Source organism: Nonomuraea glycinis (assembly GCF_014646515.1).
In the GTDB taxonomy this organism is placed as follows: Bacteria; Actinomycetota; Actinomycetes; order Streptosporangiales; family Streptosporangiaceae; genus Nonomuraea; species Nonomuraea glycinis.
Window position 1 is genome coordinate 176,212 of record NZ_BMNK01000001.1, and the last position, 13,620, is coordinate 189,831.

The 13,620-nt window shown below is 72.1% G+C and carries 11 protein-coding genes; 5 read left to right on the forward strand and 6 right to left on the reverse strand.

Annotated features, from left to right (window positions below):
- Window positions 1–4: 4 nt before the first annotated feature.
- From IEY87_RS00830 to IEY87_RS00850, 5 genes are all read left to right on the forward strand, one after another.
- On the forward strand, window positions 5–2,341 hold the full coding sequence (locus tag IEY87_RS00830; protein ID WP_189136506.1) for a serine/threonine protein kinase: 2,337 nt from the start codon (window positions 5–7) through the stop codon (window positions 2,339–2,341).
- A gap of 16 nt (window positions 2,342–2,357) precedes the next feature.
- Entirely contained in the window at window positions 2,358–4,145 is a 1,788-nt protein-coding gene (locus tag IEY87_RS00835; RefSeq protein WP_189136507.1) for a serine/threonine-protein kinase, read from the forward strand.
- 36 nt (window positions 4,146–4,181) lie between these two features.
- Entirely contained in the window at window positions 4,182–5,411 is a 1,230-nt protein-coding gene (locus IEY87_RS00840; RefSeq protein WP_189136508.1) for a serine/threonine-protein kinase, read from the forward strand.
- Between the two features lie 224 nt (window positions 5,412–5,635).
- Window positions 5,636–6,415 carry an electron transfer flavoprotein subunit beta/FixA family protein gene (locus IEY87_RS00845; protein WP_189136509.1) on the forward strand — a complete coding sequence of 260 codons (780 nt, stop codon included), beginning with the start codon at window positions 5,636–5,638 and terminating at the stop codon, window positions 6,413–6,415.
- A gap of 19 nt (window positions 6,416–6,434) precedes the next feature.
- Window positions 6,435–7,388 (forward strand): electron transfer flavoprotein subunit alpha/FixB family protein, encoded by a 954-nt coding sequence (locus tag IEY87_RS00850; protein WP_189136510.1) that lies wholly within the window; start codon window positions 6,435–6,437, stop codon window positions 7,386–7,388.
- A gap of 119 nt (window positions 7,389–7,507) precedes the next feature.
- On the opposite strand, the gene IEY87_RS46540 is transcribed toward IEY87_RS00850, so the two are convergent.
- From IEY87_RS46540 to IEY87_RS00880, 6 genes are all read right to left on the reverse strand, one after another.
- On the reverse strand, window positions 7,508–9,004 hold the full coding sequence (locus IEY87_RS46540; protein WP_189136511.1) for a sensor histidine kinase: 1,497 nt from the start codon (window positions 9,002–9,004) through the stop codon (window positions 7,508–7,510).
- Window positions 9,001–9,714: a response regulator transcription factor gene (locus IEY87_RS00860; RefSeq protein WP_189136512.1), complete on the reverse strand. Its 714-nt coding sequence runs from the start codon at window positions 9,712–9,714 to the stop codon at window positions 9,001–9,003. Before IEY87_RS00860 ends, IEY87_RS46540 begins: the two co-directional genes overlap by 4 nt.
- 55 nt (window positions 9,715–9,769) lie before the next feature.
- Window positions 9,770–10,534, reverse strand: a complete 765-nt coding sequence (locus tag IEY87_RS00865) for a hypothetical protein (protein ID WP_189136513.1) — start codon at window positions 10,532–10,534, stop codon at window positions 9,770–9,772.
- On the reverse strand, window positions 10,531–11,436 hold the full coding sequence (locus IEY87_RS00870; protein ID WP_189136514.1) for an ABC transporter ATP-binding protein: 906 nt from the start codon (window positions 11,434–11,436) through the stop codon (window positions 10,531–10,533). Before IEY87_RS00870 ends, IEY87_RS00865 begins: the two co-directional genes overlap by 4 nt.
- Before the next feature lie 164 nt (window positions 11,437–11,600).
- Window positions 11,601–12,785, reverse strand: a complete 1,185-nt coding sequence (locus tag IEY87_RS00875) for an MFS transporter (RefSeq protein ID WP_189136515.1) — start codon at window positions 12,783–12,785, stop codon at window positions 11,601–11,603.
- Between the two features lie 306 nt (window positions 12,786–13,091).
- Entirely contained in the window at window positions 13,092–13,604 is a 513-nt protein-coding gene (locus IEY87_RS00880) for a TetR/AcrR family transcriptional regulator (protein WP_189136516.1), read from the reverse strand.
- Window positions 13,605–13,620: the final 16 nt, after the last annotated feature.

Genomic DNA, 13,620 nt, shown 5'->3' on the forward strand with positions numbered 1-13,620 from the left:
TGCCATGAACGATGACCGACTCGGCCCTTACCGGCTGCTCAGGCGGCTCGGTGAAGGCGGAATGGGCGTTGTCCACCTCGCTGTCGACCCGCAGGGACGGCAGGTTGCGGTCAAGGTCCTGCGCGCCGAAGTCGCCGGTGACGAAGTCGCCAGGCGGCGGCTCTCGCGCGAGGTCGAGACGATGCGCCGGGTGCGCAGCAGATACATCGCCGAGGTGCTCGACGCCGATGTGACCGGTCATCGCCCGTACATCGTCACGCGTTACGTGGCGGGCCGGCCGCTCGACGAGATCATCAAGAACGACGGGCCGCTCGAGCTGCCCGCGCTGGTGCGGATCGGGCACGGGATCGCCACGGCGCTGGCCGCCGTGCACTCGGTCGGCGTCATCCACCGCGACCTCAAGCCGGGCAACGTGCTGATCCTCGACGGCGAGCCCGTCCTGATCGACTTCGGCATCGCCCAGGCGGTCGACGCGACCCGGCTGACCCAGACGGGCATGTTCATCGGCACGCCCGGCTACCTGGCGCCGGAGATCATCGAAGGGCAGGAGGCCGGGCCGGAGGTCGACATCCACGCCTGGGCCGGCACCCTGCTCTACGCCGGCACCGGCCAGCCGCCCTTCGGCAAGGGCACACTGGAGATGATCTTCTACAACATCACCGCGGGCAAGGCCGACGTCAGCGCCGCCCCGGCGGCCCTCCAGCCGCTGCTCAAGGCCGCCTTCCAGCGCAACCCGAACAAGCGGCCCAAGGCCGCGGAGCTGGCCGAGCAGACCGCGCGCATGTTCACCAAGCCGCCGGGCGGCATGCCCGACGAGATCTCCACCGTGCCGCGCCCGGACGCCGAGCCGCCGCCCGTGGAGAGCCTTCTGCCGCCGCACGACCCCTCGGTCACCCCGCCGTACGGCGCCGACCGGCCGTACGAGCCCCGAATCGTCCGCCAGCCGGGCAGCGGCCCCCAGTACGGCAGCGGCCCCCAGCCCGGTAGCGGCCCCCAGTACGGCAGCGGCCCCCAGCCCGGTAGCGGCCCCCAGCCGGGCAGTGGGCCTCAGCCTGCCGGCGGGTTTCAGTCTGGTAGTGGGTCGCAGCCTGGTAGCGGCCCTCAGCCGGGGAGCGGGCCTCAGCCTGGTAGTGGGCCGTACGACGCGTCCTCGGGGCAGGCGCCGTGGGACGGCTCCACGCCGCCGATGACGCCGCGCAAACTGGTCGAAGGCGTCGAAGGCCAGTACCCGAAGATCCCGCCCCCGGCACAGCCGGGGCCGCCGGGTCAGGACCACCAGTACGTCTCGCTGCTGCCCGGCCAGAGCGACCCGTGGCCCACCCGCCGGGTGAGCCCGGAGGAGCTGCGCCAGATGCAGCGGGAGGCGGCGTCCCAGCCGAGCCTGCCCTGGCAGCAGGCGCCCGCGCAGGCCGCCGGCCACGGCCAGAGCGCCCCGCCGCGCGAAGGCGGCCATGGCCAGCCCGGCCAACGCGACGCGAGCCACGGTCAGGGCGGTCCGCGTGACGGGAGCCATGGCCAGGCCGGTCCGCGCGACGGGGGTCACGGTCAGGGCGGTCCGCGTGAGGCTGGTTACGGTGCGCAGCCCGAGGGTGACATGCCGACCAGGCGGGTGCGCCCGGAAGGGCTCGACTACGGCAGGAACAACCCGGTCCAGCCGCCGCCCTACATCCCGGCGCAGGGCCAGTTCCAGCCCGACCTCAGGACCAAGCGCGAGCCGTTCATCCCCGGCGCGATCCCTGGTCAGGCCCTGCAGCGCTCGGCGGCCTACGGCGTGGCGAGCGCGATGCTGCTGGTCATCATGATCGTGCTGGCGTCCTTCGCCCCCGTGGTGGTGGCCGTGCTGGCGATCCCGGTCGCGGTGCTGCTGCGCGCCGCCGACCTCGCCCAGCCGGAGCTCCGGTCGACGGGCGCGGCGGCGCTCGACGTCATCAGGGTGTTCGCCTTCCCCAAGGCGCTGGCCAAATCGGCGGGCATCACGCTCGCCCTGTTCCTCTACGCGCTCATCCTTGGACTGCCGGTGACGCTCCTGCTCGCCGTGGTGGCGGGGATGAGCCCGTACAACGCGCTGGCATGGGGGAGCGCGGTGGCACTGTGGACCGTCTGCGCGGGCCCGGGAGTCGAAGGGCCCGGCAGACAGATGCGCAGGACGCTGTCATCCCTCGTACCCTCGAGAACAGCGGCGATGGTGATGGCGGGAGTTCTCGCGGCAGGAGCCGTGCTCTCGCTGATCCTCGCGGTCAGCACGTTCGGGGACAACACGAGGAGGTCCATATGGGCTCCGGTGGACGTCGGGCCGGTGGTAGGGCTGCTCAACAATCTGAAGGGGAACTCGGGGGGATGACGCGGGGCAGGTGCCGATGAGCACGGGCAACACCCAGACGCCAGAGCGGCTCGGTCCCTACCGGCTGATCAGGAAGATCGGCGAGGGTGGCATGGGAGTCGTCCACCTGGGGATCGACGGCGACGGCCGTGAGGTCGCCGTCAAGGTGCTGCACCCGCACGTCGCCGCCGACCTCAAGGCGCGCGACCGGCTGACCCGCGAGGTCGAGACCATGCGCCGGGTGCGCAGCCCGCACGTCGCCGAGGTGGTCGACGCCGAGCTCGTCGGCGGGCAGCCCTACGTCGTGACCCGGTTCGCCCCCGGCCGCACGCTGGAGGCGACGGTCCTGGAGGAGGGCGCGCTGCCGGCGCGCGAGCTCATCCGGATGACCCAGGGGCTCTGCCAGGCCCTGGTGGCCATCCACGCGGCCGAGGTGATCCACCGCGACTTCAAGCCCTCCAACGTCATGCTCGTCGACGGCGAGCCGCTGGTCATCGACTTCGGCATCGCCCATCTGGTCAACGCCACCCGGCTGACCCAGACGGGGATGTTCGTCGGCACGCCCGGCTATCTGGCGCCCGAGATCATCCGGGACTCCGAGATCACCCAGGCGGCCGACGTGCACTCGCTGGCCTCCACGGTGTTCTTCGCCGCGGTCGGCGCGCCGCCTTTCGGCACCGGCACCTTCGAAGCGGTCTGCTTCAACATCATGGAAGGCCGGGCCCAGCTCGACAAGGCGCCCGTGTGGCTGCGCGGCTGGCTGCTGCGGGCGCTCCAGGTGGACCCCGCCGCCCGGCCCAACGCGCAGGAGCTGCTGAGGATGGCCAGGGCGCTGGACCCCTCGGTGACCACGTTCAACCAGCCGGCGCCGGATGACGGGCCGGGCCGCACCAAGCGGCTGCCGAACCGCACCCGGACCATGGACGCCTACTCCGACCTGCTGCCGCCGGTGCAGTACGAACGCCCGTCGCGCGAGGTGAAGCCGGCCCGGCAGGAGCGGCCGCCGCCGTACATCCCGGCGCCGATGTCCGCCAGGCCGCCCGTGGCCGACCAGCGCGTGGCCGGTTACCCGGCGCCGCGCCCGGCCTACGCCCCGCCGACCCAGCAGCCCCAGCAGCAGGTCAGGCCCTACACGCCGCCGCCCGCGCCGGCGAGCGAGCGCAAGCGCTATCTGGCCGGCGCCCAGTTCGTCTCGTTGCTGCTGCTGGTCTCGCTGGTCGCGCTGACCGTGATGCTGCCCGTCATGGTGGGCGCGGCGGCGATCGCGCTCGCGGTGGTCTTCAGGGTGGGCGAATACCTGTTCGGTGACATGGTGAAGCGGCGTCAGGTGCGCGGCAGCAGCGCCGCCGACCCGCTGCTCGTGCTGGTGGGCACGCCTTGGGCGTTGATCAAGGCGTCGCTGGTGAGCCTGGTCCACGTGCCGCTGGCGATCGCCTTCGGAGCGTGCGTCTGGGGGGTGCTGCGCTGGGGCGGCGGGCTGAGCGTCAACGACGCCGCCGCCTACGCCGCCGGCGCCTTCGCGGCCGGGCTGTTCGTGCTGCCGGGCGGCGGAGCGCCGCGCCAGGCGGTCACCCGCACCCTCACCGGCGTGCTGCGCACTCCGGGGGCGGCCTTGGCCGCGGCGATGGTCGCGGGCACGATCGCGCTGTTCGCGGTGATGTTCGCGCTGGGCACGGAGACCGTGTGGGATCCGTGGCGGGCGCCCGAAACGGTGATCAACGAGCTGACCGCCAGCGCCCGCAACAGCGTCACGGGGTTGATCGCCGGCCTGGTGAACGACCTTCTGAAGGACCTGAATCTCGGGTTCCTGTCTCCCTGGTCCTGAGTGTCCCCGCCCGCGGGCGGGGGGAGAGATAGGGGTATGAACGGCGAGCGCCTCGGCCCCTACCAGTTGCTGTCGCGGCTGGGCGCGGGCGGGTTCGGCGAAGTGCACCTGGCACTCGACTCCGAGGGCCGCACGGTCGCCGTCAAGGTGCTGCACCCGCACGTGGCGGCCGACGGCGGCGCGCTCGCGCGGCTGGCCCGCGAGGTGGAGACCATGCGGCGGGTGGGCGGGCCGCACGTGGCCGAGGTGCTCGACGCCTCGCTGGAGGGCGCCAGGCCCTACCTCGTCACCCGTTACGTCCAGGGCAGGCCGCTGAGCGCCGTCCCGGTGCCGGTGGCCGACCTGCGGTCGCTGGCGACCGGGCTGGCGGACGCGCTGCTGGCCGTACACGAGGCGGGGGTCGTGCATCGCGATCTCAAGCCCGCGAACGTGATGATGACCGAGGGCGACCCCGTCGTCATCGACTTCGGCATCGCCAGCGCGCTCGACTCCCTGTCGGTCACCGCCTCAGGGGCGGTGGTCGGCACGCCGGGCTACTTAGCCCCGGAGGTGCTGGAGGGCGGCGTGGTGGGTCCGGAGGCGGACGTGTTCTCCTTCGGCGCGACGCTGGCCTACGCCGCGACCGGTCGCCACCCGTACGGGCAGGGGCCGCCGTCGGCGGTCGCCTACCGTGCCGTCCATCACGAGCCCGATCTGGAGGGCGTGCCCGGCTGGCTGGAGCCGCTGCTGCGCGAGTGCCTGGCCACCGACCCGGCCGCGCGGCCGACGGCCGCGCGGATCTGTGCCCGGCTGGGCGTGGACGCGACCCCGCCGGCCCGCCGCCTGTCCCGGTTCTCGATGGGTACGGCGCGGCGCGAGGAGAGTGATGTTCACCACCTGTCCACGCGTGAATGGCAGCCGGGCCGGGGCCCGAAGGCGGAGTCGGCGGAGCTGTCCAGGGCCCGGCATCGGGAGCGGGTGCGCAGGCGCTGGCTGATCGGGTCGGGGCTGTTCATGTCGCTGCTGGCCGCCGCGGCCCAGGAGCCGCTGCCGGAGGTGGCGCTGTTCCTGCTGGCCGCGTTCACGCTGGCAGTGGTGGCCGACGCGGGGGTGGCGCTGGCCACCAGGGGGCCGTTCAGGAAGAGCCGGATCATCGCCGACTTCACCGGGGTGGCGGGGACGCTGGGGATCTCGCTGGCGTTGAGCGCCTTCTTCAGCACGCCCGTGCTGGCGCTGTTCGCCGGCACGGCGCTGGTGGTGGGGATCGTCTTCGTGCTCTCCGCCTGAACGACCCCGGTCCCGGGATAACGGAACATAGTTCGGTAAGGTGGTGCCGCAAGCCGCTTTCGCGAGTTTGCACGTAAGCTACTCATGGGTAACATGACTTCGGGAGCGTGAGCGCACCCACTGTCACCGTTCCATGGAGCACCTGGCAGTCTGGACAGCATGCATCCGGCGCCCACCGCATCGTCGCGGAGGCGCACGCGAATACGGGAGGTCGGCCACCGGCCATGAACATCGTCGTCTGCGTGAAGCAAGTCCCCGACACGGCGACCGAGCGCAAGCTGCGGTCCGAAGACAACACACTCGACCGTGACGCGGTCGACGGCGTGGTGAACGAGCTCGACGAGTACGCGGTCGAGGAGGCGCTCAAGCTCAAGGAGGCCCACGGCGGCGAGGTCACCGTCCTCACCATGGGCCCGGGCAAGGCCACCGAGACCATCCGCAAGGCCCTGGCCATGGGCGCCGACAAGGCGGTCCACCTCTTCGACGACGGGCTGCGCGGCTCCGACGCGCTCGGCACCTCCTACGCGATGGCTCAGGCGCTGAAGCAGATCGGGTTCGACCTGGTCATCCTCGGCTCCGAGTCGACCGACGCGCGCACCGGCGTGCTGCCCGCGATGCTGGCCGAACGCCTCGGCACGCCGCAGCTCACGCTGGCCAACAAGGTCGACGTCGACGGCTCGTCGATCACCGTCCAGCGCCTGACCGACTACGGCTACGACAAGGTCGAGGCCACGCTGCCGGCCGTCGTCTCCGTGGTCGAGAAGATCAACGAGCCGCGTTACCCGTCCTTCAAGGGCATCATGGCGGCCAAGAAGAAGCCGGTGCAGACGCTGGCCATCGCCGACGCCGGGATCGACGCCGCCCAGGTGGGCCTCGACGCCTCCTGGTCCCAGGTGGTCGACTTCGCCGCCGCGCCGCCGCGTGCCGCCGGCACGATCGCCAAGGACGAGGGTGACGGCGGCGTCAAGGTCGCCGACTTCCTCGCCGCCAAGAAGTTCATCTGAGAACGGGGGTATTACTGATATGTCGGAGATTCTCGTTCTCGTTGAGCAGGTCGACGGAGAGGTCAAGAAGGTCACGCTGGAGCTGCTGACCCTCGCCCGCTCCCTCGGCACACCCGCCGCCGTCTGGGCGGGCCCTGGCATCACCGCCGAAGCCAAGGCCAAACTGGCCGAGTACGGCGCGGACACGATCTACGTCGCCGGCGCCGAGGACATCGTCGGCTACGTCGTCGCCCCCAAGGCCGAGCTGCTCGCCCAGCTCGTGGCCGCCAAGTCGCCGGCCGCCGTGCTGGTGGCCGCCACGGCCGAGGGCAAGGAGGTCGCCGGACGGCTCGCCGTCAAGACCGACTCCGGAGTCATCACCGACGCCGTCGGCCTCGGCGAGGGCTTCGTCGCCGAGCAGTCCATCTTCGGCGGCGGCGTCAACGTGCACTCCAAGGTCAGCAGGGGCACCCCGATCGTCGCCGTCCGCCCCAACTCGACGGCCCCCGAGGCTTCGGCCGGGGCCGGCACGGAGGAGGAGGTGTCGGTGACGCTGTCCGACTCCGCCAAGTCCGCCCGCGTCGTCGAGCGGGTCAAGCAAGAGAAGGGCGCCCGCCCCGAGCTGACGGAGGCCGCCATCGTGGTCTCCGGCGGTCGCGGCGTCGGCTCGGCCGAGAACTTCTCGGTCATCGAGGGCCTGGCCGACGCGCTCGGCGCGGCCGTCGGCGCCTCCCGCGCCGCCACGGACGCGGGCTGGTACCCCCACCAGTTCCAGGTGGGCCAGACGGGCAAGACGGTCTCGCCGCAGCTCTACATCGCCGCGGGCATCTCGGGCGCCATCCAGCACCGGGCCGGCATGCAGACCGCGAAGACCATCGTCGCGATCAACAAGGACCCCGAGGCGCCGATCTTCGAGCTGGCCGACTACGGCGTCGTGGGCGACCTGCACCAGGTCGTCCCGCAGCTCGCCGACGAGGTGAACAAGCGCAAGTAGTCCTCTTTTTCCCGTACGGCTCCGCCTGCGCGCGGAGCCGTACTGGTGTGCCGGGGAGGATCGAGGCTTCGTCAAGAGACGAGGGCCGATATCGGCCGGAGTTTCTCCGGAACGGCGCCTCACGGTGTGACGGCCGGCAGCAGGATCTGGAAGGTCGCGCCGTGGCCCGGGGCCGAATGGATCTCCACGTGGCCGCCGTGGGCGGTGACGATGGAGCGGACGATGGCCAGGCCGAGCCCCGCGCCGCCCGTCGCTCTGGCGCGGGAGGTGTCGGCCCGGTAGAAGCGGTCGAAGGCCCGGGCGGCCTCCTCGGTGCTCAGCCCGGGGCCGGAGTCCTCGATGACCAGCACCGCCTCGGCGCCCACGGTGCCGACGCCGATGCGGACCGGGGTGCCCGCCGGGGTGTGCGTGACGGCGTTGCCGACCAGGTTGCTGACCACCTGGCGCAGCCTGGCCTCGTCGCCCAGCACCGGGGCGCTCGCCGCCGGGCCGCCGTCCGGGCCGGTGAGGGTGACGGGCCTGGACGGGTCCAGGGCGGCGAAGTCGTGCTTGGCGTCGGCGGCCAGCGTGCGCAGGTCCATGGGGGTCGGCTCCAGGGCGGCGGCCACCCCCTCGGGCTCGTCGAGGGCGGCCAGCAGCAGCAGGTCGTCCACCAGGCGGGCCAGGCGGCCTGACTCGCTCTCGATGCGGGCCAGCGCCGCCTCGGCGTCGGTGCCGCCCATCCGGTAGAGCTCGGAGAAGCCCTTGATGCCGAACAGCGGCGTGCGCAGCTCGTGGCTGACGTCCGCGACGAACCTGCGCATCCGGGCCTCGGACTCCTGCCTGGCCGCGAAGCCCTGCTCGATCTGGGTGAGCATGCCGTTGAGCGAGCGGGTCAGCCGCCCGACCTCGGTGCCGGGCGCGTCGGGCTCGGGCACGCGCCGGGTCAGGTCCCCGGCGGCGATCGCCGCCGCCGTCTCCTCCACCCGCCGCAGCGGCGCCAACCCCGCCCGGATCGCCACCCCGCCCACCACGGCGAGTACGGCCAGCAACAGCGCGCCGGCCACCAGGCTGGCCAGGCGGAGCCGGTCGACGGTGGAGTCCATCGCGTCGAGCGAGAGCGCGATGGCGACCGCGCTGTGGCCGGGGACGTCGCCGGACCGCGCCCGCAGCTCCACCTTCAGCAGGGGCGACAGATCTTCCCCCACCCGGGAGGCCACCGCCAGCACGCGCCACCGCCCGCCCGACGCGTCGTCGACGGTGAACGGCCGGCCCGCCCGCTCCGTGACGGCGGCGGTGTCCAGCCTGGGCAGCTCGACGTGGCCGCCGAGGTCCACCTCCCGGAGCACCGTGCCGTCGGCGGCCAGGAAGGCGACGTACCCCTCGCCGGCCAGGTCGAACTCGTCCCCGCGCAGCGGCACCGGGATGGCGCGCATCCGCTCCTGCAGGGTGGTGAGAACCTCCGGCGTCAGCGTGGCCAGCGCCGAGGACAGCGGGCTGAGCCTTTCGTCCATTCTGGCCATGAGATGGGTCTCGAGCTGCTTGACCACCACCGAGCTGATCACGGCCAGGCCGGTGACCAGCAGCGCCACCGTGATGGCGAGCAGCCGGGCGCGCAGGGACAGCCGGGCGATCATCGCTTCGGCTTGCGCAGCACGTAGCCGACGCCGTGCACGGTGTGGATGAGCCTGGGGTCACCGGTGTCGACCTTGCGGCGCAGATAGCTGATGTACGTGTCGACGATGCTGGAGTCGCCGGCGAAGTCGTAACGCCACACCTGCTGCAGGATCTCCGCCTTCGGCAGCACCCGCCCCGCGTTCTCCACCAGGTAGTGCAGCAGCCTGAACTCCGTCGGCGACAGCCGCACCGGGATCCCCGCCCTGGTCACCTGCAGGCCGTCGGGATCGACTTCCAGATCGGCGACCGTCAGCGTGTGGGTGCCCGGTGAGGCGCCGGTGCGCCGGAGGATGGCCCTGATCCGGGCCAGGAGCTCCTCCAGGTCGAACGGCTTGGTCACATAGTCGTCGCCGCCCAGCCGCAGGCCGTTGATCTTGTCGGCGGTGCCGTCGCGGGCGGTCAGGAACAGCACCGGCACCGGCCCCGGCCGGCCGCCGCCCCGGGGCAGGGTCCGGAGCCTGCGGATCACCTCGAACCCGTCGAGATCCGGCAGCATGACGTCGAGCAGCACCAGATCGGGCGGCTCACGGCGGGCCGCCTCCAGCGCCTGCCTGCCGTTGTCGGCCGAGGTCACGGTGAAGCCCGCGAAGCGCAGGGTCGCCGACAGCAGCTCCTTGACCGTGGGCTCGTCGTCGACCACGAGCAGCCGTTCGCCTGTCTCCGCACGCACCTGACGGCTCTCCCCTCCGGAACGCCTTCACCTTACGAGCCCGAACCCACCGGAGTCAGACATCACGCGTACGGAACCGTACGAAAGCGGCGGTCGCCATGGCGGCCACGAAGGCGAGCAGCAGGCCGAGCCCGCCCCAGAGCCCGAGCCAGGACGACTCCGTGACGGCCGCGGCCTGGAAACCGGCGACGTTCGGCCAGTAGGTGGTGATGAAGTCGCTCACCAGGGCGGGGGCGACGTCGCTCATGACCGGGAGCAGCAGGAACACGGTGCTCACGTTCACCGCCGCGGCGGTGCTCCGCAGCAGGAACCCGAGGGTCAGCCCGAACAGCGCCAGCAGCGCGAGCACGACCGGCGCCAGAATCAGGAACCTGGTCACCGCGGGGTCACCGAACCAGGTCCGTGGCGCGCCGCCCGCCATGAGCGCCATCTGGCTCGTCAGGAACATCGTCGGCGCGGCCAGCAGCCCCACCGGCAAGGCCACCAGCACGACCAGCAGGGCCTTGGCGACAGGCAGCCGTTCTCGCCGGCCCACGGCGGCGACGCTCGCCCGCATCGTGCCGAAGTTGTACTCGGTGGTGGCCGCCAGCGCCCCCATCGCCGCGATCAGCAGTTGGACGAGAAGGATTCCCCGGCTCCCGATGTGCAGCGGCACGAAATCGAGCTGCTCCTGAGGCGTGGCGTCCAGGTAGGCCATGGCGCCCGCGTTGCCGAACAGCCAGCCGAACGCGCCCGACATCACGATGACGGCGACGGCCAGGACGAGGGTGGAGCGCACGCTCCTGAACTTGGTCCACTCGGCCTGCAGGATGCCGCTCATCGCGCGACCCCCTGACCGGCGCTGTAGTCGGCGCTGTCGCGGGTGAGCTCCATGAACGCCGTCTCCAGCGAGGTACGGCGCGGCGTCAGCTCGTACAGGGTCACGCCCTCGGCGGCGGCCAGCCGGCCGACGTCGGGTGCGGTGACGCCGGTGACGACGAACCCGCCCTCCTGGGACAGCACCTGGCCGCCGGCGAGCTCCAGCCGCCGGGCGAAGGCCGGATCACCGGCCCGGACGAACACCTCCTCGCCGGTCGCGGTGAACTCGGCGGTGTCCGCCTCGGCGATGAGCCGGCCCTTCCCGATGATCAGCAGGCGGTCAGCGGTGAGTGCCATCTCGCTCATCAGGTGGCTGGACACCAGCACCGTGCGCCCTTCGGCGGCCCAGGAGCGCATGAGGGTGCGGATCCACAGCACGCCCTCGGGGTCGAGCCCGTTGACGGGCTCGTCGAGCAGCAGCACGGGCGGGTCGCCGAGCAGGGCGGCGGCGATGCCCAGCCGCTGGCTCATGCCGAGCGAGAACTCCCCGGCACTGCGGCCGGCCGCGTTGGACAGGCCGACGAGGTCGAGCACCTCGGCGACGCGACCGGTCGGGATGCCGCTGCTCTGCGCCAGGTAGCGCAGGTGGTCGCTCGCGCTGCGGCGCGGGTGCAGCGCCTGGGCGTCCAGGAGCGAGCCCACCTCGCGCAGTGGCGTCGGCAGGTCGCGGTAGAGCCGCCCGCCGATGGTCACCGAGCCCGACGTGGGCAGGTCGAGCCCGAGGATCATGCGCATCGTGGTGGTCTTGCCCGCGCCGTTCGGGCCGAGGAAGCCGGTCACCACGCCCGGCCGTACGGTGAAGTCGAGGCCGTCCACGGCGATCACTTCGCCGTAGCGTTTGGTCAGATCATTGAGCTGGATCATGAGACCCAGCGTGGCCTGCCTGGTTGGAGGCGTTCTGGGAGAATCTGTGAGGGTTCTGTGAGGGGTGGAGCGTCCGGCGGGGCCGGACGCTCGATTCACCGGGAACTCACAGGGTTTCGGCTGACTGCCGCAGGCTCGCTTCAGCCGACCGTGACAGGTTCCGTTCAGCCGACCGCGGCAGGCTCGCGCACGGGAGCGGGCGGGGTCGCCACCGGCTCCTCGCGGGGCAGGAAGCGGGCGGTCGCCGCGATCAGCAGCCCCAGCACGACCGCCAGCCCGAGCGCGGTACGCAGCGACGTGGCGTCCGACAGGAAGCCGATCGCCACCGGCCCCAGCAGCAGCCCCGCGTAGCCCATCGCGCCGGCCTGCGCGATCGCCGGGCCGGGCGTGTCGGTGGCGGTGCCCGCCAGCGACAGGGTCAGCGGCGAGATCGTCGCCACCCCCAGCCCGACGAAGAACACCGCGACCAACGCCACCATCGGCGCGGGCGCGGCCAGCACGACCGCGAAGAACCCGGCCGTGGCCAGGCCCGAGACGGTCAGCATGCCGCGCACCCCGAACCGGGAGCGCAGCCGGTCACCGGTGAGCCTGGCGATCAGCATGCCCGCCTCGAAGATCGGGTAGCCGAGCGCGGCCAGCGCCTCCGGCGCGCCGAGCGTGTCCCGCATGAACAGGCCGTTCCAGTCCGCCACCGTGCCCTCGACCATGAACGCGAAGAACATCAGCGCGCCCAGCAGGTAGACGATCGGCGGCAGCCGGCGGCGAGCCGCACCGGCCGACCCCGCCGCCGGGGTGTCCGGCAGGTAGGTGCGGCCGAGCGCGACCATGACCGGCAGCGACACCAGGCCGACCAGCGCCACGTTGGCGGTGAACGACAGGCCCAGCACGATCGACAGGGCGCCCATAGCGCCCGCCGCGATCGCGCCGACGCACCAGCCGGCGTGCATGCCGTTCATCAACGGCCGGCCGTGGACGCGCTCGACGGTCGAGCCCTGGGCGTTCATCGCGATGTCGATCATCCCGAAGGCCATGCCGAAGAGCGCCGCCGCGGCCAGCAGCAGGGGGAGGTTCGGCGCGAACGCCACGGCCACCAGGCCGATCGCGGTCGCCGGGCCGCCGACGCGCAGCACCGTCCTGCTCCCCGCCCTGGCCATGACGGGCCGCATGGCCTGCATGGTCACCAGCGCACCCAGGCCCCAGACCAGCAGCACCGTGCCGATCATGGCCTCCGACAGGTGCAGCTTGTCGGTCAGGGCCGGGATGCGGACGGTCATCGTGCCGACCATCAGGCCGCCGAGGAGGAAGGTGAGAACGGCCCCGTTGCGGGCTGTCCTCAGGTCGCGCGTCATGAGGCACACCTCTTTCGTGATCAGGATCTGTCGGGAGTTCATGGCACGCCGCGCTTCGGGAGCGGCGGCTGCCGGACTGTCAGGGGTTTCGGACGGGCGCGCACGCCCGTTCAGGGTGCCGGGGCCGGTGTCGGCAGGCCCGGGAAGAGGTCCGTACGGCACCCGTGTCGGTAGGGTTCCGTACCTCTCGGGAGGGTTTGTTCTTCCGGCGCGAGCCGTACGAACGCAGGGTCGTGCGCTCGTGTTCCCGTTCGGTACGGGTCGGCTTCGGTGCTGGGGCGGGGGCGGGGGCGGCTGGATCCTGGATCAGGCAGGCGGTTTGGCCAGCGCCCGCAACCTGGCGTCCAGGGCCTGGAGGTCGCTCTCGGTGTTGAGCTCCGGGTCGTGGCTCGCCACGTCCCACAGCCCTTCGCACGCCAGCCGCACGATCTGCGACGCCAGCCGGTCGGGCTCCTCGTCCAGCTCCTCGCGATGCCAGCGGGTCATCGCCTCGCGCAGCGGTGCGAGAAGGTAGAGATTGCCCGAGGCGCCGGTCACCACGGCCCATCGTCGCAGCCTGCCCGAGCGCAGCGCGGCCAGGGTGGCGCCGATGTAGCGCTCGGTGTAGGTGTCGTCGTGCTGGGCGGCCATGAGATTGTCGAAGTCGTCGATCAATCGCTCGACCATGGCCTTGATGAGGGCTTCCTTCGTCCCGAAGTGGTAGAGGAGGCCGCCCTTGCTCACGCCTGCCCGGTCGGCGACGGCGGACAGGGTGAGCGAGGTCGAGCCCTGGTCGCAGAGGAGATCCTCCGCAGCATCCAGTAGCTCGTCCCTTCGCATGCCCCTACTGTACCGT

Bases quoted from the DNA above. Each gene is read 5' to 3' on its own strand.
- IEY87_RS00830 (WP_189136506.1), top strand. From the start codon at position 5: ATGAACGATGACCGACTCGGCCCTTACCGGCTGCTCAGGCGGCTCGGT.
- IEY87_RS00835 (WP_189136507.1), top strand. From the start codon at position 2,358: ATGAGCACGGGCAACACCCAGACGCCAGAGCGGCTCGGTCCCTACCGG.
- IEY87_RS00840 (WP_189136508.1), top strand. From the start codon at position 4,182: ATGAACGGCGAGCGCCTCGGCCCCTACCAGTTGCTGTCGCGGCTGGGC.
- IEY87_RS00845 (WP_189136509.1), top strand. From the start codon at position 5,636: ATGAACATCGTCGTCTGCGTGAAGCAAGTCCCCGACACGGCGACCGAG.
- IEY87_RS00850 (WP_189136510.1), top strand. From the start codon at position 6,435: ATGTCGGAGATTCTCGTTCTCGTTGAGCAGGTCGACGGAGAGGTCAAG.
- IEY87_RS46540 (WP_189136511.1), bottom strand. From the start codon at position 9,004: ATGATCGCCCGGCTGTCCCTGCGCGCCCGGCTGCTCGCCATCACGGTG.
- IEY87_RS00865 (WP_189136513.1), bottom strand. From the start codon at position 10,534: ATGAGCGGCATCCTGCAGGCCGAGTGGACCAAGTTCAGGAGCGTGCGC.
- IEY87_RS00870 (WP_189136514.1), bottom strand. From the start codon at position 11,436: ATGATCCAGCTCAATGATCTGACCAAACGCTACGGCGAAGTGATCGCC.
- IEY87_RS00875 (WP_189136515.1), bottom strand. From the start codon at position 12,785: ATGACGCGCGACCTGAGGACAGCCCGCAACGGGGCCGTTCTCACCTTC.
- IEY87_RS00880 (WP_189136516.1), bottom strand. From the start codon at position 13,604: ATGCGAAGGGACGAGCTACTGGATGCTGCGGAGGATCTCCTCTGCGAC.